The sequence below is a fragment of the Porphyrobacter sp. AAP82 genome (assembly GCF_000331285.1).
Taxonomy (GTDB): domain Bacteria; phylum Pseudomonadota; class Alphaproteobacteria; order Sphingomonadales; family Sphingomonadaceae; genus Erythrobacter.
In genome coordinates this window covers 139951-160861 of sequence record NZ_ANFX01000012.1, presented here as the reverse complement: position 1 = coordinate 160861, position 20911 = coordinate 139951, and the positions used below count along the sequence as shown (strand labels likewise).

At 67.7% G+C, this 20911-nt stretch carries 21 protein-coding genes; 11 read left to right on the top strand and 10 right to left on the bottom strand.

Annotation, left to right across the window (positions count from 1 at the left end):
- Positions 1–18 precede the first annotated feature (18 nt).
- From D620_RS0102850 to D620_RS0102840, 3 genes are all read right to left on the bottom strand, one after another.
- The gene (locus D620_RS0102850) at positions 19–762 is read right to left on the bottom strand and encodes an SPOR domain-containing protein (protein ID WP_017664278.1); all 744 of its coding nucleotides are present in this window, start codon (positions 760–762) and stop codon (positions 19–21) included.
- Positions 763–791: 29 nt separating this feature from the next.
- Positions 792–2534, bottom strand: a complete 1743-nt coding sequence (argS, locus tag D620_RS0102845) for an arginine--tRNA ligase (protein WP_017664277.1) — start codon at positions 2532–2534, stop codon at positions 792–794.
- 255 nt (positions 2535–2789) lie between these two features.
- Positions 2790–3440 (bottom strand): hypothetical protein, encoded by a 651-nt coding sequence (locus tag D620_RS0102840; RefSeq protein ID WP_017664276.1) that lies wholly within the window; start codon positions 3438–3440, stop codon positions 2790–2792.
- Between the two features lie 72 nt (positions 3441–3512).
- Here D620_RS0102840 and ispH point away from each other — a divergent pair, with 72 nt between their 5' ends.
- The 3 genes from ispH to rnhA are packed head-to-tail and all read left to right on the top strand — an operon-like array spanning position 3513 to position 5980.
- Positions 3513–4490, top strand: coding sequence for a 4-hydroxy-3-methylbut-2-enyl diphosphate reductase (ispH, locus tag D620_RS0102835; RefSeq protein WP_017664275.1), 978 nt, complete (start codon positions 3513–3515; stop codon positions 4488–4490).
- A 19-nt stretch (positions 4491–4509) separates the two neighbouring features.
- Complete coding sequence (locus D620_RS0102830; RefSeq protein ID WP_017664274.1) at positions 4510–5496, top strand: homoserine kinase; 987 nt, start codon at positions 4510–4512, stop codon at positions 5494–5496.
- 25 nt (positions 5497–5521) lie between these two features.
- The gene (gene rnhA, locus D620_RS0102825) at positions 5522–5980 is read left to right on the top strand and encodes a ribonuclease HI (protein ID WP_017664273.1); all 459 of its coding nucleotides are present in this window, start codon (positions 5522–5524) and stop codon (positions 5978–5980) included.
- Between the two features lie 121 nt (positions 5981–6101).
- Here the strand turns inward: rnhA and D620_RS15915 are convergent, their stop codons facing one another.
- From D620_RS15915 to D620_RS0102810, 3 genes are all read right to left on the bottom strand, one after another.
- A complete protein-coding gene (locus tag D620_RS15915) occupies positions 6102–6278 on the bottom strand; it encodes a YegP family protein (RefSeq protein WP_017664272.1) in 177 nt (58 codons plus the stop codon).
- Positions 6279–6340: 62 nt separating this feature from the next.
- A complete protein-coding gene (locus tag D620_RS0102815; protein WP_017664271.1) occupies positions 6341–7450 on the bottom strand; it encodes an NAD(P)/FAD-dependent oxidoreductase in 1110 nt (369 codons plus the stop codon).
- A complete protein-coding gene (locus tag D620_RS0102810) occupies positions 7447–8430 on the bottom strand; it encodes an alpha/beta fold hydrolase (protein ID WP_017664270.1) in 984 nt (327 codons plus the stop codon). Before D620_RS0102810 ends, D620_RS0102815 begins: the two co-directional genes overlap by 4 nt.
- A gap of 134 nt (positions 8431–8564) precedes the next feature.
- Here D620_RS0102810 and D620_RS0102805 point away from each other — a divergent pair, with 134 nt between their 5' ends.
- From D620_RS0102805 to D620_RS0102775, 7 genes are all read left to right on the top strand, one after another.
- Entirely contained in the window at positions 8565–9050 is a 486-nt protein-coding gene (locus D620_RS0102805) for an A24 family peptidase (RefSeq protein WP_026091904.1), read from the top strand.
- 89 nt (positions 9051–9139) lie between these two features.
- Positions 9140–10261: a Flp pilus assembly protein CpaB gene (gene cpaB / locus D620_RS0102800; RefSeq protein WP_017664268.1), complete on the top strand. Its 1122-nt coding sequence runs from the start codon at positions 9140–9142 to the stop codon at positions 10259–10261.
- Positions 10262–10303: 42 nt separating this feature from the next.
- A complete protein-coding gene (locus tag D620_RS0102795) occupies positions 10304–11953 on the top strand; it encodes a type II and III secretion system protein family protein (RefSeq protein ID WP_017664267.1) in 1650 nt (549 codons plus the stop codon).
- Between the two features lie 19 nt (positions 11954–11972).
- On the top strand, positions 11973–12656 hold the full coding sequence (locus tag D620_RS0102790; protein ID WP_017664266.1) for a CpaD family pilus assembly protein: 684 nt from the start codon (positions 11973–11975) through the stop codon (positions 12654–12656).
- Positions 12657–12659: 3 nt separating this feature from the next.
- Complete coding sequence (locus D620_RS0102785) at positions 12660–13943, top strand: Flp pilus assembly protein ATPase CpaE (protein WP_017664265.1); 1284 nt, start codon at positions 12660–12662, stop codon at positions 13941–13943.
- A 127-nt stretch (positions 13944–14070) separates the two neighbouring features.
- Complete coding sequence (locus D620_RS0102780) at positions 14071–15042, top strand: type II secretion system F family protein (protein ID WP_017664264.1); 972 nt, start codon at positions 14071–14073, stop codon at positions 15040–15042.
- A gap of 19 nt (positions 15043–15061) precedes the next feature.
- Positions 15062–16072: a type II secretion system F family protein gene (locus D620_RS0102775; RefSeq protein WP_017664263.1), complete on the top strand. Its 1011-nt coding sequence runs from the start codon at positions 15062–15064 to the stop codon at positions 16070–16072.
- A gap of 25 nt (positions 16073–16097) precedes the next feature.
- On the opposite strand, the gene D620_RS0102770 is transcribed toward D620_RS0102775, so the two are convergent.
- A complete protein-coding gene (locus tag D620_RS0102770) occupies positions 16098–16613 on the bottom strand; it encodes a MarR family winged helix-turn-helix transcriptional regulator (protein WP_017664262.1) in 516 nt (171 codons plus the stop codon).
- Entirely contained in the window at positions 16606–17478 is an 873-nt protein-coding gene (locus D620_RS0102765; RefSeq protein WP_017664261.1) for a crotonase/enoyl-CoA hydratase family protein, read from the bottom strand. Before D620_RS0102765 ends, D620_RS0102770 begins: the two co-directional genes overlap by 8 nt.
- 322 nt (positions 17479–17800) lie before the next feature.
- Between D620_RS0102765 and D620_RS0102760 the strand changes: the two genes are divergently transcribed.
- A complete protein-coding gene (locus tag D620_RS0102760; RefSeq protein ID WP_017664260.1) occupies positions 17801–18676 on the top strand; it encodes a hypothetical protein in 876 nt (291 codons plus the stop codon).
- Between the two features lie 156 nt (positions 18677–18832).
- Here D620_RS0102760 and D620_RS0102755 read toward each other — a convergent pair whose 3' ends face one another.
- Positions 18833–19618, bottom strand: a complete 786-nt coding sequence (locus D620_RS0102755) for an SDR family NAD(P)-dependent oxidoreductase (protein WP_017664259.1) — start codon at positions 19616–19618, stop codon at positions 18833–18835.
- A gap of 90 nt (positions 19619–19708) precedes the next feature.
- Positions 19709–20878, bottom strand: a complete 1170-nt coding sequence (locus tag D620_RS0102750; RefSeq protein WP_017664258.1) for an acetyl-CoA C-acetyltransferase — start codon at positions 20876–20878, stop codon at positions 19709–19711.
- Positions 20879–20911 lie beyond the last annotated feature (33 nt).

The window sequence follows — 20911 nt, the reverse complement described above, 5'->3', positions numbered from 1 at the left end:
GCCCCCGCCAATCCCCAACTACTTGACCTGGCAATCGACCCCGTCGGCCTTCAGCGCGCGGCACAGGCTGTCGGCCTCGCCGCGGCTGCCGACCACGGCCTGCAAGCGGTAGACCGTGCCGATGTCGACCTTGCCCTCGACCACGCGGTACTTGATGCCCTTCAGGGCATCGGTGCGGCGCTGGGCATCGCTCCAGCCCTGTTCGGCGCGGGCGCGGGTGCCATAGGCGGCGAGCTGGACGCCGACACCGCCGGTGGCGGGTGCCTGTCCGGCGGCGGGGGACGCGGCCGCGACCGGCTTGGTCGGCGCGGCCGAAGGCGCAGCGGCAGGCTGGCCGGCCTTGGCCGGACCCGGCGTCCCGCCCGGAAGCGCCGGCATCGGTGTTCCGGCGACCACGCCGGGGCGCGATCCGCCCTCGCCCACCACGGGGGCGACATTGCCGGTGCCGTCGAAGGTCTTGCCGCCCGGGTCCTCGGGCCGCTCCTTGATCGGGCCCTCGGGCGCGGGGATCACGCTGCCATCGGCAACCACCTCGGTGGTCGCGGCGCGGTTGGTGATGTACCACACGCCGGCCACCACCACGCCGAGCAGCGCCACGAGGCCTGCGGCGAAGAGCAGGATCTGGCTGGTGTCGAGCCCGCCTGCGCCTTCTTCCTCGTCATCGGATTCGAGCCAGGGCAGGCTGTCGGTATCGGAAAGGCCGAGTTCGCCGCCGAGTTCCCCGGCGTCGTCGTTCAGCTCTTCATATTCGGCATCGACCATCACGGACCCTGCGCCCCCCTAAGGCGAAACTACATGCTCTCGACCGCCTCAACGCCGAGCACGCCGAGGCCATTGTGGATCACTTGCCCGATTGCGCGGGCAAGGAAAAGCCTTGCGGCCGTCAGCTCTGCATCCTGTTCCACGATGAAGCGCTTTTCCGGGCGGTCATTACCGAGATTCCAGTAGGAATGGAGGTCGGCGGCCAGATCGTAGAGGTAGAAGGCGATCCGGTGCGGTTCACGCGCGCGCGCAGCCGCCTCGATCTCGCGCGGGAATTGTGCTGCGCGGGCGACGAGCGCGAGTTCCTCGGTGCCGAGCTTTGCCAGCGCGCGATCGGAGGGGGTGACCCCGAGATCGGCCGCCTTCCTCAGCGTCGAGCGGATGCGCGCGTGGGCATACTGGACGTAGAAGACCGGATTGTCCTTGCTGGCCTCGACCACCTTGTCGAAGTCGAAATCCATCTGCGCGTCGGGCTTGCGGGTCAGCATGGTGAAGCGCACCACATCCTTGCCGACCATCTCGACGACATCGGCGAGCGTGACGAAATTGCCCGCCCGCTTCGACATCTTGAACGGCTGGCCGCCCTTCATCAGCTGCACCATCTGGACGAGCTTGACCTCGAAAGGCTTGGGCGCCGCCCCGTCGGCACTGGTCAGCGCGGCCACGGCAGCCTTGATCCGCTTGACGGTCCCCGCATGGTCGGCGCCCCAGATATCGACCAGCGCATCGGCGCTCTGGGCTTTCTGGAAATGGTAGGCGAGGTCCGCGCCGAAATAGGTCCATGCGCCCGACGACTTCTTGATCGGACGGTCCTGATCGTCGCCGAACCTGGTCGACCGGAAAAGCGGGAGCGAGACCGGTTCCCAGTCCTCGGGCGGGGCCTTGCCCTTGGGGGCTTCGAGCACGCCATCATAGACGAGGTCATGATCGCGCAGCCATTGCTCGGCTGCATCGACCTTGCCCGAGGCCTGAAGCTCGGCCTCGGAGGAAAACAGGTCATGCGCGATGCCGAGCGTCGCGAGATCCGCGCGGATCATGTCCATCATCGCCGCGACCGCGCGGGTGCGGAACGCGATGAGCCACTCGGTCTCGGGCGCGGCGGCATATTGGTCGCCGAACTCGGCGGCCAGCTGCTCGCCGACAGGAACGAGGTAGTCGCCCGGGTAGAGCCCCTCGGGGATGGTGATCGCCTGCCCCAGGGCCTCGCGGTAGCGCATGTGCACCGAGCGGGCGAGAACATCGACCTGCGCGCCCGCATCGTTGACGTAGTATTCCTTGGTGACGCGGTGGCCCGCGAATTCCAGCAATCCGGCCAGCGCATCGCCCACCACCGCGCCGCGGCAATGGCCCATGTGCATGGGTCCGGTGGGGTTGGCCGAGACATATTCGACGTTGACGATCTTGCCCCCGCCCATTCCCGAGCGGCCGTAATCCGCGCCCAGCTGCGCGATGGCGGCGAGTTCGTCGAGCCAGGCGGCGGGGGCGAGGCGCAGGTTGATGAAGCCCGGCCCGGCAATCTCGGCGCTGGTGATCCCGGGGTGCTGTCCAAGCTTGCCGGCGATCGCCTCGGCCAGTGCGCGGGGGTTGAGGCCCGCAGGCTTGGCGAGCACCATCGCCGCATTGGTCGCAAGGTCGCCATGCGCGGCATCGCGCGGCGGTTCGAGCGTGACATTGGCGAAGGATGTGCCCGCGGGCAGCACCCCTTCGCCGACGAGTTCGGTCAGCACTTGCTCGATCAGGGCCGCGTGGGCGGCATAGAGGGTCTTGGTCATGGCGTTCTCGTGGCGATGGCGCGGAATATCGCGCGCGTGCAAAGAAGGAAGCGGGGTCCCGGGTCAAGCCCGGGATGACGATAAGGGAACGCAAACCAGCACCGGCATGCGGCAATCAACGGTGCCAAAGGCACCGCAAGGCCGAACGGCCGCCCGCAGGCGCTCCGTAGCGAAGCGAAGGAACAGGCCCTCAAGCAGCGAAGCGGGCAACCAAAGACCCGCCGAGGAGGGGGGCGCGGAAGCGCCCCCGCAGCGTCAACGCGTCACATTGTACTTCAGCTGGTCCTCGGTCAGCTGGAAGCCGACCAGCATCTCGAAGCGGGTGCGCGCGATCGCGGCCTTGACCTCGGGATCGGCGAGCGGATCGAGCGCCGCTTCCTGATCGCCCGCGCGTCGCTTCTTGGTGATCTTCTCGCGGATGTCCTCGGGCAGCGCGGCGTCGGCGCGGTTCACATAGCCGCCCGCCTTGGCGGTCCCCTGCGCGCGCTCCTGCCCGTCGGCGAAGGTCAGGGTGACGGTGCCGATGCGCTTGGAGACCACGGCGCTGCCGCCGCGCACCACGGTGACGAAATAGGGCAGCTCCACCGTCCGCGCACCGCGCGTGTCGGTGCGGCGCGCGTTCACGGTGAAGGTCGCCTCGGAATAGATCTTGTCGGCGGTATCGTTGCAGGTCGAGCGCAAGTTGGTCATCGAAGCGCTCATATCGAGGCTGGCGACCGAGGTGTCGGCGGGGTTCCTGAAGGTCGTGACATCGCCGGTGTAGTCGGGGATGCCGACCGACGGGCACAGCGTCAGCACGCTGGCGATGCCGACGCCCTGATCGATCACCAGCTCGCCCTCGTTCGAGCAGGCGGACAGCGCCGCCACGGCGGTAAGGGCAGTAAGGGCGCGCGCGCGAAGCTTCATCAAAGCCGTCCTCGAATTAAACGATCCCGAGCGCCCTAGCGAGGACGCGGCGCTTGCGCTAGAGGGGGCGACATGAACGCGCCCTTTCCCGCCGCTGACGCTCCGGTTGCCGAGCTGCCCCCGCTGAACCTTCTGATCGCCGCCCCGCGCGGCTTCTGCGCCGGGGTCGACCGGGCGATCGAAATCGTCGAGAAGGCGCTCGAACGCTACGGCGCGCCGGTCTTTGTGCGCCACGAGATCGTCCACAACAAATATGTCGTCGAAGGGCTGAAGGCCAAGGGCGCGGTGTTCGTCAAGGAACTGGACGAAGTGCCCGACGATGCGCCGGTCGTGTTCAGCGCCCACGGCGTCCCCAAGACGGTGCCCGCCGAGGCCAAGCGCCGCCAGCTGCTCTATGTCGATGCCACCTGCCCGCTGGTGAGCAAGATCCACCGCCAGGCCGAACGCCAGATCGAAAAGGGCCGCCACATCATCTTCATCGGCCACGAAGGCCACCCGGAAGTGATCGGTACGATGGGCCAGGTCGAGCCCGGGCAGATGACGCTGGTCGAGACGATCGAGGATGTCGACAAGCTGCCCTTCGATTCCGATGAGGAACTTGCCTACCTCACCCAGACGACTCTCTCGGTCGACGACACGCGCGAGGTGATCCAGGCGCTCGAATGGCGCTATCCCAACATCTCCGGGCCGCGCGCCGAGGACATCTGCTATGCCACCTCCAACCGCCAGGCGGCGGTCAAGGAACTGGCGCATGATTGCGATCTGGTGCTGGTGATCGGCGCACCCAATTCCTCGAACTCGCTGCGGCTGGTCGAGGTGTCGGAACGGCTCGGCACCCCCGCCAAGCTGATCCAGCGCGCGTCGGAAATCGACTTTGCGTGGCTCGAAGGCGTGGAGACACTGGGGCTGACCGCCGGGGCATCGGCTCCCGAAATTCTGGTGCGCGAAGTCGTCGCCGCGCTGGCAACGCAGCGCACCATCCACGAGAAGGAAATCACCGCCACCGTCGAGAAGATGGTCTTCAAGCTGCCCCGCCAGCTGACCGAATAGGCGCGTCGCGGAGGAGAGCATGGCGGTCTACACCCATCTGGGCGCGGAGGATCTCGCCCGGCTGATCGGCGAATACGACGTGGGCGAGCTGGTCTCGGCCAAGGGCATCGCCGAGGGCGTGTCCAATTCCAACTGGCTGGTCGAGACCACCGGTTCGGGCGCGCCAAAAGAGCAAGGGGGCGGCACGCGCTTCATCCTGACGCTTTACGAGCGGCGGATCGACTATGCCGACCTGCCCTATTTCCTCGGGCTGCTCGATCATCTGGCGGGCAAGGGCTGTCCGGTGCCGCGCACGATGCATGACCGCAAGGGTGCATCGTGGCGGACGGTCGAGGGCAAGGCGGCCGCGCTGATCGAGTTTCTGCCCGGCGTCTCGCCGACGCAGCCCACCCCGGCACAGGCACGCGCGGTGGGCGCGGTGCTCGCGCAGCTGCATGTGGCGGCGCAGGATTTCCCCCAGACCCGCGCCAATGCGATGGATTTCCCCGCAAGCGCCGCGATCCTCGAGGCCTGCGGGGCCGGGGCGCTGGCGGCAATCGACCCGCAGCTGCCCGCGATGATCGACGCCGCCCGCACCGCCGCAGCGCTCGACCTTGCCGCCCTGCCGCGCTCGCAGACCCACACCGATCTCTTCCCCGACAATGTCCTGATGCTCGGCGACAGGGTGACGGGGCTCATCGATTTCTACTTCGCCTGCACCGGGCCGATGGTGCTCGATCTTGCCGTCACCCATGCCGCGTGGTGCTTCGACGGGGCGAATGCCTACCGCGCGGATTGCGGCGCGGCGCTGGTCGAGGGCTACCAGTCGGTGCGCCGCCTCGATGCGGCCGAGCGCGCGGTGTTTGCCGATGTCGCCAAGGGCGCGTGCCTGCGGTTCGTCGCCAGCCGCGCCGAGGACTGGCTCGACACCCCTGACGATGCGCTCGTCACCCGCAAGGACCCGATGCAGTTCGCGCGGCGCTGGCAGTTTTACGACGCGCATGGCGCGCGGCTGCTTGCAGGCTGAGCCCCCGAGCGCCAAAGCGGCCGCGATGAAACAGGTCGACATCTTCACCGACGGCGCGTGCAAGGGCAATCCGGGCCCGGGCGGCTGGGCGGCGATCCTGCGCAGCGGCGGGCACGAAAAGGAGCTCGTCGGCGGCGAGCCCGAGACGACCAACAACCGCATGGAGATGACCGCAGTGCTGCGCGGTCTCACCGCCCTCAAAGAGCCCTGCGCCGTCACCGTCCATACCGACAGCCGCTATGTCATCGACGGGATGACCCAGTGGATTTTCGGCTGGCAGAAGCGCGGCTGGGTCAATGCACAGAAGAAGCCGGTCGCCAACGAGGACCTGTGGCGCGAGCTGATCGCGGCGGTGCGCCCGCATCAGATGTCGTGGCAATGGGTCAAGGGCCATGCCGGCCACCCCGAAAACGAACGCGCCGACGCGCTGGCGAGCGAGGAAGCGGTGCGGCAGGCCGACCCGAAGTCTGCCTTCGGTCACTAGGCCGTTTTCGTCATTGCGAGGAACCGCAGGCGAGGCGGCAATCGAGGGCCGAGATGCGCCATCGGCGCAAACGTCAGACCATGGATTGCTTCGCCGCCGGCTCGCAACGACGGCGAAGAACTCAGCTGTTGTCGACCACCTCGGCGTCGGGGCCGTTCTTCTTGATCGAATCAATCGCGTTCTGCGCGCTCGCCTTGCTGGCATAGCCTTCGGTCGCGAACATGACTTCCGAATTGTACTTGAACCGCACGCGGAACTCGCCGCCCTTGTCCTTGTAGATCTCGAATGTGTGCGCCATCGCCCTTCCCTCCTGAAGTGGTTAATCCACGTTAGGAAAATGGCAGAAGGCTGCGGGCTTGCCTAGACCGATTGTAGCGCCCTTGCAAAGCGCGCCGGGCTGTAAGGGGTTGCATCGATCCCCGCCGTGACTGCGTCCGGCCCCTGCCCGAGCAGCAGCTGCGCAGCCAGCCGTGCAGCCGCAGGTGCGGTCTGGATGCCGAAGCCGCCCTGCCCTGCGAACCAGAAGAATTCTGCCGCTTCGGGCGCGAAGCCATAGACCGGCATGCGGTCCGGCGCAAAGCTCCTGAGGCCCGCCCAGCGCCGTTCGACTGCGGCGATGCGCCAATCGGTGACATGCTGGAACCGGTCGATGGCGATCGCCACATCAAGCTCCTCGGGCGCGGCGTCGCAGGGCTCGGAGGGGATTTCGTCATGGGGCGAGAGCCACAGGCGGCCTGCATCGGGCTTGAAGTAGAAGCCGCCGCCGATATCGAGCACCAGCGGCAGATCGGCAGGCGCGGGCGGTTCGACGCGCAGCACGGCGACGGTGCGGCGGTAGGGCGAAATGCCGACGGGGCGCACGCCGGCAAGGTGCGCGATCGCGTCCGCCCATGCGCCGGCCGCATTGACGATGGTCGCCGCCCGCCACGTCTCGCCGCGCTCGCCGGTGATCGTCCACGCGCCGCCCTCGCGCAGGAGACCCGTGACCCGCGCGCGGCAAGCGGTCTGGACCCCGTGCCGCCGGCCGAGCGCGAGGTAGTGCTGGTGGAGCCCGGCGACATCGATATCCGCGCAGGCCGGCTGATGCAGCGCCTCGCTCCATTCGGGGCGGATCTGCGGGATCATCGCGCCCAGCGCTGCGGGCGCGAGGCGTTCGATCCGCACCCCCGTGCCCTCGTAGCTCGCGCGGAAATCCGCCATCGCCGCCGCGTCCTCGGCGCGCCCGATATAAAGTGCGCCGCGCGGCGTCAGAAAGCCGTGCTCGGCCAGATAGGCGCCCGAGGCGCGGGTCAGCGGGACAACGCCCGGCCCGCCGTAGCATTCCTCCCAGAACGCCGCCGAACGCCCGGTGGCGTGATAGCCCGGCGCGTCCTCGGCCTCGAGCAGCAGGACGCGGGCCTCAGGGGCAAGCTCGGCGGCAAGGCTTGCGCCCGCCATCCCGGCGCCGATCACGGCGATATCGTGGATCATTGCGCCGGCGGTTCTGGGGGCGCCGCCCGGTCGAGGAAGCCGGCGATCCTCGCCAAGATCGCTGCGCGCACCGCATCGGTCTCGCGCAGCACCTCGTGGTGGGCCTCCTCGCCCAGCACCATGATCTCGCCCTTGGGAAGGCGGGCGGCGGCGCGGACATTGGCGGGGTGGCTGACGAGCTTGTCGATCGCGGTCGAGACGATCAGCACCGGCACGGCGATGCGCTCCAGCGCACCGGGGGCCTCCAGTTCCAGCCACGAGGCATAGGCGCGCTCGACCCAGCGCCAGCTCGCCGGGCCCATGACGAGTTCGGGCCGCGCCCCGCGCCACCACATCTCGTCGGCATAGCGTTCGGCATCATGGGTCAGGAGGTTGACGCGCTTCGACGGCGCCTCGCCCGGCTTCTCGCTCCATTTCCACGCCTGCCGCATCGGATCGCCAAGCGCACACATCACTCCCGCGACGCGGTGGAGGATCGGCAGTGGCAGCGGCGGGCCATTGACCCCGGTCATCGGCGCGCTCAGCACCACCGCATCGGGCGCGAGGCGTGCAGCGGCCAGCGCCCGCAGCACGATATGCCCGCCCATCGAATGCGCGGCGAGGACATGCGGTCCGGGCGTCTCGGCGGTCCAGCGCTGCCACAGGAGCGCCAGATCCTCGATCCACACCGAAAAGTCCTCGACGTGCCCGGTGACATTATCCTTGCCGAGCCGCCCCGATGCGGCCTGCCCGCGCCAGTCCGAGGCGGTGACGCGCCACCCGGCGCGGTGCCATTCCTCAAGCGTTTCGAGATATTTCTCGTAGAAATCCCCGCGCCCGGGGAGGAACAGGATCGAACCGCGTGGCTGCGCGCCCGGCCAGTCGATGCGGCGCACCTTGTGGCCATCGGCAGCGGTCCACGTGCTCTCGCTCGCGGCAGCGGGGATAGCGCGCCGATCGATCGCGCCACCGATCACGCCATCGGTCACGGGGGCGCTCATCGCGCAGGTCCCTTGCGCGGGCCGCGCAAACCGGAAATCGTGGTTACTATTTGGTAAGTCATAACCTGTAGCACGTGTCCCATTGAAGGACGGTCTGCGCATGGCGCGCGGCCATGCTCCGGGGGCAACGCAAGATGAATACCATTTCCTACGGTCTGCTGATCGGCTTGGCAATTGCGCTGGTCATTGCTGCCTATACCGACATGCGTCGGCGCCAGATCGACAACTGGCTGAACGCCGCGATCGCGCTGGCGGCGCCGGCGTTCTGGTGGGCGAGCGGGCTCGAGCTGTGGCCGGGCGTCGCGACGCAGCTCGGCGTGGCGGTGGCCGCGTTCGTCATCCTTGCCGGGCTGTTCGCGATGAAGGTGATGGGCGGCGGCGACGTCAAGCTGCTGACCGCGCTGGCGCTGTGGGTGCCGCCCTTCGTGTTCATGCAATTGCTGCTCATCATGTCGCTTGCCGGCGGCGCGCTGACCATCGTGCTGGCGGGCTGGCACATCATCCGCGGCGAGCGCGACAAGATCAAGATCCCCTACGGTATCGCCATCGCTTTCGGCGGGCTGTGGGTGCTGTGGGCCAACTATCTGCCGGGCGTCTCGTTCGCCGCCCAATCGGTATAACCCGATTTTAACCAGTCAAGCCTTACGCACTGCAACCAAACCTGCCCGCTAACCAACCCACGGGCGATTACGAGGGGGCTATTTGAGCCATGGATAGGAAGAAACTGGTTCTGCTGCTCGGTGCGCTGATCATCGCGATCGGGACGGCCTTTGCCGCGCGCAGCATGTTCGCCGGAGGCGCCGCCCCCGATGCCGAAGCCGCTGCCGTTGCCACCGGGCCGCGCGTGCTGGTTGCCAAGCGGGCGCTGACCGCCGGCACGATCATCACCGCCGATGCGCTCGGCTTCCAGCCCTGGCCCAAGGAACTGGTGCAGGACGCCTACTTCATCGACGGCGAGGCCGACATGAACAAGCTGCTGGGCACCGTGGTCCGCTTCCCGATCACCGCGGGCGAGCCGGTCACCCAGGGTGCGCTGGTCGCGCCGGGCGACCGCGGCTTCCTCGCCGCCGCGCTCGGGCCGGGCATGCGCGCCGTCACCGTGCCGGTGTCGGCCACGACCGGGGTTGCCGGCTTCGTGTTCGCCGGTGACCGCGTCGACCTCGTGCTGACCCAGCAGATCGACGGCGAGAACGGCACCGCGCCGCTGCGCGCGGCCGAAACCGTGCTGCGCAACCTGCGCGTGCTGGCGACCGACCAGACCGTCGAGAAGACCGTGGACGAGAACGGCAAGACCCAGGTCACCGAATTCCGCACCGTCACGCTCGAAGTGACCCCCAAGATCGCCGAGAAGATCGCCGTCGCCCAGACCATCGGCACGATCAGCCTCGCGCTGCGCTCGATCGCCGACAGCCAGTCGGAGCTCGAACGTGCGGTCGCCGCGGGCGATGTGCAGATCCCGGCGGGCGCCACGCCCGAGCAGGAAGAGCGTATCCTCAAGGCCGCCATGGCGCGTCCGCTCGACAAGGGCACGACCTTCGTGACCGGCGGCGACGTGTCGCGCTTCCAGCGCACCACCATGCCGCCCAAGAACGGCGGGCAGCAGCAGGCGGCACCCGCCCCTGCCCCGGCTCCCGCGCCGCGGGCAGCGCGCTCGGAAAGCAGCGGCGAGGCGCCGGTCTACAAGGGCCCGAGCGTGCGCGTCACCCGCGGCAAGGAAACCACCGAAACACCGGTCAGCACCAAGGTCGGTGCCGTCCTCTCCAGCCAATCCAGCGGCGTGCGCCGCGCCGGGCAGACCCTGCCCGGCGCCGGTGCCACCGTGGTCTTCTGAGGACTGCACCAATGTCGTTCAAACCCGAGGGGGGGTCAACCCATGACACGCAAGTTCAAGCTCAAGCTGCTGGTGGCCGCGATGGCTGCGGTGCCGATGGCGGCGATGCCCGCCACCACCGCTATCGCCCAGCAGGTTGTCCGCCCCTCGCAGGAAATCGTCCTGTCGATCGGCAAGGGCGAGCTGGTGACGGTGCCCGGCACGATGGCCGATGTGTTCGTCGCCAACGAGGAAATCGCCGACGTCCAGATCAAGTCGCAGCGCCAGCTCTACGTCTTCGGCAAGTCGGGCGGCGAGACCACCATCTACGCCAGCAACGAACGCGGCGACGTGATCTTTTCGGCCAACATCCGGGTCGGCTCGAACATCGGCAGCATCAGCCAGATGCTGGCGATGGCGATGCCCGATGCCAAGGTGAGCGTGTCGACGATGGGCGTGGACACCGTGCTGCTGACCGGCACTGTCGGCGCCCCCGAGGATGCCGCCGAGGCCGAGCGCCTGGTGCAGGCCTTCCTTGGTGACAAGGCCAACGTGATCAGCCGCCTGCGCACCGCAACCCCGCTCCAGGTCAACCTTCAGGTGAAGGTCGCCGAAGTCAACCGCTCGCTGCTGCGCAGCATCGGCGGCAATCTCCAGACCTTCGACACCACCGGCGGCTTCCGCTTCGGCGTGGGCACCGGCACACGCTCGATGGTGAGCGGCGAATACGGCCTCGGCGGTCCTTTCGCGACCGGCAACAATATCCTCAACCCGACCATCACCGTGCCTGTGATCGGCGCCAACGGCTTGCCGCTCTTCAACAGCGACGGCACGCCGATCACCCGGGACATCCTCGGCACGGCGGTCAACAGCAACAACGGCACGACCCTGTCGGGGCTTGGCCGCCTGTTCGGCATGGACATGCTCGGCGCGCTCGACCTGTCGGAGCGTCTGGGGCTTGTCTCGACCATCACCGAGCCCAACCTCACCGCGCTCTCGGGCGAAACCGCGACCTTCCTGGCCGGCGGCGAGTTTCCGGTGCCGATCTCGCAGGGTCTCGGCCAGGTGTCGGTCGAATTCCGCCAATACGGCGTGAGCCTCGCCTACACCCCGACCGTGCTCTCGAACGGCCGCATCTCGATGCGTGTGCGTCCGGAAGTCTCCGAGCTGTCGAGCCAGGGCTCGGTCACGCTCAACGGCTTCCAGGTCCCCGCGCTCACCACCCGCCGCACCGAAACCACGGTCGAGCTGGGTTCGGGCCAGAGCTTCATGATCGCCGGCCTGATGAGCGCCAACTCGCAGAACACGCTCGACAAGGCGCCGGGTGTGGGTGACGTGCCGATCCTCGGCAACCTGTTCCGCAGCCGGCAGTTCCGCAAGGGCGAGACCGAGCTGGTGATCATCGTTACCCCCTATCTGGTGAAGCCGGTCGACGCCAAGGACATCAAGCTGCCGACCGATGGCTTCCATTCGGCCGACGAATTCCAGCAGCTGCTCGGCTTCCGCGAGAACGCGGGCGTCTCGGGCGAACAGCGCCCGGGCCCGAGCGCGGCACAGCCCGATGCCCCGGCTCCCAAGGTCAGCACGGCCGACCCCGAAGCGATCGTCCCGACCGGCGAGGAAAAGCCGCGCCGCGCCGACAAGAAGAGCCGCCGTCCGGAGCGTGCCGCCAAGGCCGATGCTCCCGCCGCCGCCCCCGGTTTCAGCCTCTAACGCGAGAAAGGTGCCCAACATGCCGAATGCACGATCGAACCGGCCGGCCCGCGCGCCCGCCCACAAGCTCAAGCTCGCTGTCGCGCTGGCGCAGGGCCTTGGCCTTGCCGGCTGCGGCGGGATGGCCGAGAACACCTCGCTCTACAGCATCAAGCAGCCGGTGGTCGAACGCACCAACATGGTGCTCGATGTGAACACCACCTCGGCGGGCCTGCCGATCTCCGAACAGCAGCGTCTCAACGGCTGGTTCGAGACGATGGACCTGCGCTACGGTGATCGCATCGCGATCGAGAACCCGAGCCAGAATCCGGCCGTGACCGCCGCGGTGCGCGATCTTGCCGCGCGCTACGGCCTGATGATCAGCGACACCGCGCCCGTCACCCCCGGCTTCGTCCAGCCCGGCCAGGCGCGCGTCGTCATCACCCGCTCGAGCGCCAGCGTGCCCGGTTGCCCGGACTGGTCGGCCAAGTCCGACATGAAATATTCGAACGGCACGAGCCCCAATTTCGGCTGCGCGGTGAACAGCAATCTGGCCGCGATGGTCGCCGATCCGCAGGACCTGCTCGAAGGCAAGCAGGGTTCGGGCGAGACCGTGATCGCGACCTCGAACAAGGCGATCTCGACCTATCGTGAAATGGACCCGACCGGCAAGGCGGGCCTGAAGGAAGCCGGCGCCTCGGGCTCGGGCGGAGGAGGTAACTAAGCCATGAATGCTCCCTGGAAATCGGGCCTGCCCGGCAACCGCGATCCCTTCTCGGCCTATATCTGCGACGACAACGCGCTGGACGTGCTGCGTCCGGTGGTGATCGAGCTCGGCTGGCAGCCGGAAAAGTGCAACAAGGGCGGCCTGCGCAACGCGGTGCAGTCCCTGTCGGTCAGCGCCTCGCCGGCGATCCTCGTGGTCGACCTGTCGGAAAGCGGCGATCCGCTCAACGATATCAACGCGCTGGCCGAAGTCTGCGAGCCGGGCACGGTGGTGATCGCCATCGGCCAGGTCAACGACGTGCGCCTTTACCGCGATCTCTTGGCCAGCGGGATCCACGACTATCTCCTGAAGCCGCTTTCGCCCCAGCAGGTGCATGATGCCCTGAACCAGGCGCTGGCGGTGTTTATGAGCCCCAAGGCGGGCGATGCCGATGCGGCCAGGCGTCATATCTCGACCGCCGTCGTGGGCACCCGCGGGGGCGTGGGCGCCTCGACGCTGGCGACCTCGCTCGCCTGGCTGTTCTCCGAAGCGCACAAGGCGCCGACCGCGCTGCTCGATCTCGATGTCCATTTCGGGACCGGCGCGCTGGCGCTCGATCTCGAACCGGGCCGCGGCCTGACCGACGCGATCGAGAACCCGAGCCGTATCGACCCCTTGTTCATCGAACGCGCCATGGTGCGGGCCGGCGACAACCTGTCGATCCTGTCGGCCGAGGCCCCGATCAACCAGCCGCTGATGACCGATGGTTCGGCCTTCGTGCAGCTGGAGGACGAGTTCCGCCAGGCCTTCGAGATGACGGTCATCGATCTGCCGCGCAACATGCTCATCAACTTCCCGCAGTTGCTGGCAGACGTGAACCTGGTGGTGCTGACCTGCGAGTTCACCCTCGCCTCGGCGCGCGACACGATCCGCATTCTTTCCTGGCTCAAGTCCAATGCCAGCCATGCGCATCCGATGATCGTCGCCAACAAGGTGCAGCCGAGCTTGTCGGAGATCAGCAAGGCCGATTTCGAGGCCTCGATCGAGCGCAAGGTGGATTTCGTGATCCCTTACGACATCAAGGCGGCCTCCAACGCGGCCAAGCTTGGTCAGGTGTTCGTCGATGCCAACCGTTCGAGCAAGGCGACCGCAGCGATCCGCCAGATCGCCGAGCGCGTGATGGGCGTGAGCGCGGAAGATATCGCGGTGGCCGGCGGCGGCGACAAGAAGTCGCTGCTGGGCAACTTCGACCTGAAGGCGATGCTCGCCAAGAAGCCCAAGGTCGATCTGACCAAGGCGGACTGATCGCCGCGAGGCCGGGGGCGTGCGGGGCACGGCGCGCAGGCGCCCGCCGCCCCGCCCCGGCGCCGCTGCGGCACCATGAGGACAAGGACCCGCCGCGACCCGGCGGAGCGAGGCAGGAAACGACAGTATGGACCTCTTCCAAACCCTGCTCATCACGCTGGTGATCTTCGCCGCGCTTGTCGCGGGCTATGCGGTCATCGCGGGGTCGGGTGCCTCCAAGGCGGTGAAGCGGCGGATGCAGGCGGTGCGCTACCGCCACTCCGAAAGCCTCGATGCCAAGGTTGACGCGCAGTTCAAGCGCGCCATCGCCGCGCGCAAGCCCAAGGCCTACAAGGTCGCGGGCTCCGGCTCGCGCATGGAAGCGCTCCAGGTGCGCCTCAACCGCACCGGCAAGAGCTGGACGGTTTCGCAATATCTCTATATCTCGGTGGGGCTTGCGCTCGGCGTCGCGGTGCTGGTCTTCGCGCTCAGCCGCGCGCCGCTGCTGTCGCTGGGCGTCGGCCTGTTCATGGGCGCGGGGCTCCCGCACATGGTGGTGGGCTTCCTCATCAACCGCCGCACCAACCAGTTCATCAACAAGTTCCCCGACGGCATCGAGCTGCTCGTGCGCGGGCTTCGTTCCGGCCTGCCGGTGACCGAAACGCTCGGGATCGTGTCAAGCGAAGTGCCCGGCCCCGTCGGCTACGAATTCAAGACCGTGATCGACCGCATCAAGGTCGGCAAGACCATGGAGGACGCGCTCCAGGACACCGCCGACAAGCTCGGCATCTCCGAATTCAACTTCTTCACGATCACGCTGGCGATCCAGCGCGAGACGGGGGGCAACCTTGCCGAGACGCTCTCGAACCTTGCCGACGTGCTGCGCAAGCGCGCGCAGATGAAGCTCAAGATCAAGGCGATGAGCTCGGAATCCAAGGCCTCGGCCTATATCGTCGGCTCGCTGCCCTTCCTCGTGTTCGGCGCGATCTTCTACATCAACCCGAACTACATGTATCCCTTCTTCACCGATGATCGCCTGATCGTCGCCGGGCTCGGTGCGGGCGTGTGGATGGGTCTTGGCGTGTTCATCATGGCCAAGATGGTCAACTTCGAGATCTGAGCGCGAAGGGCAGCAGACCATGATCGATCAACCCGCCGGACCCTCGCTGCTCGGTTTCGACGTCATCCTCGTCGGAACGATGCTTGTCGCCATGGCCGCCTTTGCGACCATGCTGGCGATCTATGCCGCGGTCACGATCCGCGATCCGATGGCCAAGCGCGTCAAGGCGCTGGAGGCGCGGCGCGAACAGCTGAAGGCCGGCATCGTCACCGCCGCCACGAAGAAGCGCACCAGCCTGGTCCGCCGCTCCGACACGACCGACAAGGTCAAGTCGGGCCTCGACCGCCTGAACGTGCTTCAGGAAAGCCAGATCAAGACGATCCAGCAGAAGCTGGCGCATGCGGGCTACCGCAACAAGGAACTCGCGGTGCTGATCATCGGCGCGCGCGCGATCCTGCCGATCGTGGTCGGCGCGGTCATGGGCTTGCTCATCTATGTCGTCGAGTACTGGCCTGACTGGGGCCCGATGACCCGGCTGGGTGCCTTCGCAATGTCGGTGTTCCTCGCCTACAAGGGCCCCGAACTCTACCTCAGCAACAAGGCCTCCAAGCGCACCAAGGAGATCCAGAAGGGACTTCCCGACGCGCTCGACCTGCTCGTGATCTGCGCCGAGGCGGGCCTCACCGTCGACGCCGCCTTCAACCGCGTCGCCAAGGAACTGGGCCGCGCCTATCCCGAACTGGGCGACGAATTCGCGCTGACCGCGATCGAACTGAGCTTCCTCAACGAACGGCGCATGGCGTTCAACAACCTTGCTTACCGCGTCAATCTGGAAGCGGTGAAGGGCGTGGTGACCACCATGGTCCAGACCGAACGCTACGGGACCCCGCTCGCTTCGGCACTGCGCGTGCTCTCGGCCGAATTCCGCAACGAGCGCATGATGCGCGCCGAGGAGAAGGCCGCGCGCCTGCCCGCGATCATGACCGTGCCGCTGATCGTGTTCATCCTTCCCACGCTGTTCGTCGTCATTCTCGGCCCCGCAGCCTGTTCGATCAGCGACAACCTCGTCAACTCGAACGTCGGCAAGTAACGGCCCGCGCGACGCCGGAGCACGATCAGTCCTGCTCCGGCCCTTCGCGCATCGGGCCGCCCGCCGCCACCGCCCGCGCCCTCAGCCGCGCCAGCAGATCGCGCAGCGCCGCCTCCTCGGCAGCCGCGAAGCCTTCGAGCAGCTCGCGCTCGGTCGCACGGGCGAGCGGCATCACCTCGGCGTGGATCGCGCGCCCCTCTCCCGTCAGCGCAAGCAGGTGCGAGCGGCCGTCGCCCGGATTGGGCACCCGCGCGATCAGCCCGCGCTCCTCGAGCACCTTGACCGCGCGGTTGACCGCAACCTTGTCCATCACCGTTGCCGCCGTCAGCGCGCGCTGGGTCAGCGCGCGCCCAGCGGCCTCGGCGTCGCCCAGCACCGCCATCACCCGCCATTCGGGGATCTTGAGGCCGAACCGCTTGCGATAGCGTTCGGCGATCAGGCTGCTGACCGCGTTGGAGGTGACCGAGAGCTGGTAGGGCAGGAAGCCAGCCAGCTCGCCTGCCCCCGCACCGGCCCCCTCGCCCGGGCCCGCGTCATTCATAGGGCCGTTCGTCCCACCACGGGTAGAAGTCGGGCATGTCGGCGCTGACCTTGCCGGGATACATGGCGCGGCGCTTCTCGAGGAAGCTCGCGATCCCCTCCCTGGCATCGGCGCCGCGGCTGAGGCGGTAGATGGCGCGGCTGTCGATCTTGTGCGCTTCCATCGGGTGGTCGGCGCCGGCGAGCCGCCACATCATCGCCCGCGTCATCGCCACCGACACGCCCGAGGTGTTTTCGGCGATCTCGCGCGCGAGGGCCTGGGCCGCGTGGAGCAGATCCTCGGGCGCGTGGACCGAGCGCACCAGGCCGCCCGCCCTGGCTTCCTCGGCATCGAAGATGCGGCCCGTGTAGCACCACTCCAGGGCCTGGCTGATGCCGACGATGCGCGGCAGGAACCAGCTCGAGGCGGCCTCGGGCACGATCCCGCGCCGCGCGAAAACGAAGCCGTAGCGCGCGGTGCTGCTGGCAAGGCGGATGTCCATCGCCAACTGCATCGTCGCGCCCACGCCCACCGCCACGCCGTTGCAGGCCGAGATGAGCGGCTTCTTCGCTTCGAACAGCCGCAGCGTCAGCAGGCCCCCGCCGTCGCGCACCCGCGGGTCGGAGAGCGTCTCGACCGCATCCCCGCTCGAGAACACCTGCCCGCCCCCTTCCGGCGTCAGGTCGGCGCCTGCGCAGAACGCCCGCTCGCCGCTGCCGGTGAAGATCACCGCGCGGACCGCATCGTCGGCGTCGATGTCGTCCATCGCCGCCATGATCTCCTCGCCCATGGTGCGGGTGTAGGCGTTCATCTTGTCCGGACGGTTGAGCGTGATCGTGGCGATGCCGTCCGCCTTGGCGAGGGTGATCTGGGTGTATTGCGTCATGTGCGTCTCTCTTCCCGCGACCGGGCTTTGATGCCCGTGTTGGAGACACATGAGACACTGTCCAGAGCATGAAAACAAGCCTTGCGACCTTGCGCGCTTTTGTGAGGCGCAGGGGCGGAAAAGCGGGACCGGAATGACGGCATGGCGGCGACATTACGCCTGCGCAGGCGTGTAGGAACGCGGCAAGGCGGGACGCCCGCCGGCCTTCGGGCGGCGACCGAACCGCCACGCAACCTAACTTTAGTTAGTTTTTTGATTGCGCCTGCCTGCAAACCTGCGAAGGTGGCCCGACAACACGACCGGGCAAGAGGCCGCCCCGACCATGCCAGATACCTCTCCGGAAACGCGCCTGCGCGATCCCGGCTATTTCGGACTGCACTTGCAGGCGGCCGCCGCCATCCGCGAGGTCGGCCAGCTGGGCTGGTACGATTCGCATTTCCTGCGCCGCGTCGCCATCGCGCGGGCCTATCTCGCCAAGGTGCGGCCGGACACGCTGCACGCCTTTGCCGAGGGCCTGGCGCTGCTCGCCCCCGCGCCCGGGTTCCGCGAATTCGTGATCGCGGACGTCTTCGATGCCGCCACCCGCGACGAGATCGCCGCCATCGCCCGCGCCGCACAGCCCGAGCCGGGCGAGCGGCAAGCGCGCGAGAATGCCGATTTCGGGCGCGACGTGCTCTGGGACATTCCCCGCTACCTCGAATTCCAGGAAGCCATCCGCCCGCGCCTCGCCGCGCTCGTCGGGCGGCCGCTGGTGTCGAGCTACAATTTCCTCAGCCGCTACGGGGCGGACGGCAGGTGCGACGTTCACATGGACGATCCGCTCGCCATGTTCACCTTCGACTACTGCATCGAACAGGACGCGGTCTGGCCGATCCATGTCAGCCGCGTGGTCGACTGGATCGGGGGCGAGGTGCCGGCCCAATTCGATCCGGCCGCGATCATCGCCGAACCCGGCCTCGACTTCCGCGAGCACCTGCTCGAACCGGGGCATGCGCTGCTCTTCAACGGCGCATCGCAGTGGCACCACCGCCATCCGAAGAGCCGCGGCGGTTACTGCAACCTGCTGTTCTTTCACTATTATCCGGAAGGCTGCGAGAACCTTGTCGCAGCCCACCGGTGGCCGGCCCATTTCGGCATCCCCGAGCTGGAGCCGCTGTGCGAACTCTTCACTCACCCCGGGCACGACGGTCTGGGGTAAGTGCACGCCGTCCCTCCCCGATCGCCAGCGAACGGGGAGGCGAACGGGGCCGCAAGGCTCCGGTCGGAGGGGTCGGCCGGCTGGGCACGACCTCTCCGACAAACCCGCTGGCACGCCCCTCCCCGCCGTTTGCGCAGGCCGGGAGGGGCACCCTGCCTAGCGCGGAGCCATGCGGATCGCGCCGTCGAGGCGCACGTCCTCGCCGTTGAAATAGCCGGTCTCGATCATGCACATCGCAAGCTTGGCATATTCGGTGGGGATGCCGAGGCGCTTGGGGAACGGCACCGATGCGGCGAGCGCATCGCGCACGTTCTGCGGCGCGGCGGCGAGCAGCGGGGTGTCGAAGATGCCCGGCAGGATGGTGTTGACGCGGATGCCCTCGTTCATCAGGTCGCGCGCGATGGGCAGGGTCATGCCGATCACGCCCGCCTTCGAGGCCGAATAGGCCGCCTGGCCGATCTGGCCGTCCTCGCCCGCGACGCTCGCGGTGTTGACGATCGCCCCGCGCTCGCCGAATTCGTCGAGCGGATCGAGGGTCAGCATGCCGGCCGCCGACTTGGCGATGCAGCGGAAGGTGCCGATCAGATTGACCTGGATGACGAAGTCGAAGGCGCTGATGGGAAAGTGCTTGATCGAGCCGTCTTCCTTGCTGCGGCTGGCGGTCTTGATCGCGTTGCCGATGCCTGCGCAGTTCACAAGGATGCGCTCCTGCCCGTGGGCCGCACGCGCCTTGGCGAAGCCGGCGTCGACGTCCTCGTCCTTGGTCACGTTGACCAGGCAGAACACGCCGCCGATTTCCGCGGCGAGCGCTTCGCCCTTTTCGGCGTTCATGTCGAAGATCGCGACCTTCGCGCCCTTGGCGGCAAGCGCGCGCGCGGTGGCGGCGCCAAGGCCCGAGGCCCCGCCGGTCACGACCGCGGGGGTATTGGCTGAAACTTCCATGGTTCTTCCTCTCAGGCAGGGGGGATCAGTTAAGCCCGCGCGGCGTTTGAGCGAAGCCTTTTCGCGCGCGGAGCTCTGGCGAAAAACGCGTCACAAAGCCTCGATGATGGTGACGTTGGCGACGCCGCCGCCTTCGCACATCGTTTGCAGGCCGTATTTCTTGCGGCGCGCGCGCAGGGCGTGGACGAGGGTCGCCATCAGCTTGGTGCCGCTCGCGCCGAGCGGGTGGCCCAAGGCGATCGCGCCGCCGTTGACGTTGAGGCGTTCGGGGTCCGCGCCGGTGTGCTTGAGCCAGGCCAGCGGGACCGAGGCGAAGGCCTCGTTGACCTCGAACAGGTCGATATCGTCGATGCCGAGGCCGGCACGTTGCAGCGCGCGGTCGGTGGCGAACAGCGGCTCTTCGAGCATGATCACCGGATCGCCCGCGGTGACGGTGAGGTTGTGGATGCGCGCAAGCGGGGTGAGGCCGTGGGCCTTCAATGCCGCCTCGCTCACCACCAGCACCGCCGAGGAGCCGTCGCAGATCTGGCTCGAGGAGGCGGCGGTGATTGCGCCGTCGGGCGAGAGCAGCTTGACCCCGGCGATCCCTTCAAGACTGGCGTCGAAGCGGATGCCTTCATCGACGGTGTGCAAGGCCGCACCGTCCGGCGTCTGGATGGCGACCGGCACGATCTCGCGCTCGAAAGCGCCGGCCTCAGTCGCTGCAATCGCCTTGCGGTGGCTGTCGTAGGCGAACCGGTCGAGATCGTCCTTGGTGAAGCCGTGCTTCTTGACGATCATCTCGGCGCCCATGAACTGGCTGAAATTGATGCCGGGGAACTTCTCTTCGAGGCCGGCCGCCTTCTGGAGCAGCCCTTCCTTCATGTGCAGCGTGACATTCGATCCCATCGGCACGCGGGTCATGCTCTCGACGCCGCTGGCGATCACCACGTCCTGCGTGCCGCTCATCACCGCCTGGGCTGCAAACTGGATCGCCTGCTGGCTGGAGCCGCACTGGCGGTCGATGGTGACGGCCGGGGTCGACTGCGGGAGCAGCTGGCTGGCGAGCACGCCCATGCGGCCCACCTGGAGCGCCTGTTCGCCCGCCTGGCTGACGCAGCCGGTCACCACATCGTCGATCGCCTTGGGGTCGATCCCCGCGCGCTCGACGATCGCATCGAGCGACCTGGCCAGCAGATCGACCGGGTGCACGCCGGCCAGACGCCCGCCGCGGCGACCGCCCGCAGTGCGGACGGCTTCGACAATATATGCAGTGCTCATGATCTCTCCCGAAAACGCCTTCCGTTTGCGTAA

Coding starts and splice junctions, on each gene's coding strand:
- D620_RS0102755 (WP_017664259.1), bottom strand. CDS start 19,618: ATGGAAGTTTCAGCCAATACCCCCGCGGTCGTGACCGGCGGGGCCTCG.
- ispH (WP_017664275.1), top strand. CDS start 3,513: ATGAACGCGCCCTTTCCCGCCGCTGACGCTCCGGTTGCCGAGCTGCCC.
- rnhA (WP_017664273.1), top strand. CDS start 5,522: ATGAAACAGGTCGACATCTTCACCGACGGCGCGTGCAAGGGCAATCCG.
- D620_RS0102775 (WP_017664263.1), top strand. CDS start 15,062: ATGATCGATCAACCCGCCGGACCCTCGCTGCTCGGTTTCGACGTCATC.
- D620_RS15915 (WP_017664272.1), bottom strand. CDS start 6,278: ATGGCGCACACATTCGAGATCTACAAGGACAAGGGCGGCGAGTTCCGC.
- D620_RS0102810 (WP_017664270.1), bottom strand. CDS start 8,430: ATGAGCGCCCCCGTGACCGATGGCGTGATCGGTGGCGCGATCGATCGG.
- D620_RS0102830 (WP_017664274.1), top strand. CDS start 4,510: ATGGCGGTCTACACCCATCTGGGCGCGGAGGATCTCGCCCGGCTGATC.
- D620_RS0102840 (WP_017664276.1), bottom strand. CDS start 3,440: ATGAAGCTTCGCGCGCGCGCCCTTACTGCCCTTACCGCCGTGGCGGCG.
- D620_RS0102780 (WP_017664264.1), top strand. CDS start 14,071: ATGGACCTCTTCCAAACCCTGCTCATCACGCTGGTGATCTTCGCCGCG.
- argS (WP_017664277.1), bottom strand. CDS start 2,534: ATGACCAAGACCCTCTATGCCGCCCACGCGGCCCTGATCGAGCAAGTG.
- D620_RS0102790 (WP_017664266.1), top strand. CDS start 11,973: ATGCCGAATGCACGATCGAACCGGCCGGCCCGCGCGCCCGCCCACAAG.
- D620_RS0102760 (WP_017664260.1), top strand. CDS start 17,801: ATGCCAGATACCTCTCCGGAAACGCGCCTGCGCGATCCCGGCTATTTC.
- D620_RS0102770 (WP_017664262.1), bottom strand. CDS start 16,613: ATGAATGACGCGGGCCCGGGCGAGGGGGCCGGTGCGGGGGCAGGCGAG.
- D620_RS0102805 (WP_026091904.1), top strand. CDS start 8,565: ATGAATACCATTTCCTACGGTCTGCTGATCGGCTTGGCAATTGCGCTG.
- D620_RS0102815 (WP_017664271.1), bottom strand. CDS start 7,450: ATGATCCACGATATCGCCGTGATCGGCGCCGGGATGGCGGGCGCAAGC.
- D620_RS0102750 (WP_017664258.1), bottom strand. CDS start 20,878: ATGAGCACTGCATATATTGTCGAAGCCGTCCGCACTGCGGGCGGTCGC.
- D620_RS0102765 (WP_017664261.1), bottom strand. CDS start 17,478: ATGACGCAATACACCCAGATCACCCTCGCCAAGGCGGACGGCATCGCC.
- cpaB (WP_017664268.1), top strand. CDS start 9,140: ATGGATAGGAAGAAACTGGTTCTGCTGCTCGGTGCGCTGATCATCGCG.
- D620_RS0102795 (WP_017664267.1), top strand. CDS start 10,304: ATGACACGCAAGTTCAAGCTCAAGCTGCTGGTGGCCGCGATGGCTGCG.
- D620_RS0102785 (WP_017664265.1), top strand. CDS start 12,660: ATGAATGCTCCCTGGAAATCGGGCCTGCCCGGCAACCGCGATCCCTTC.
- D620_RS0102850 (WP_017664278.1), bottom strand. CDS start 762: ATGGTCGATGCCGAATATGAAGAGCTGAACGACGACGCCGGGGAACTC.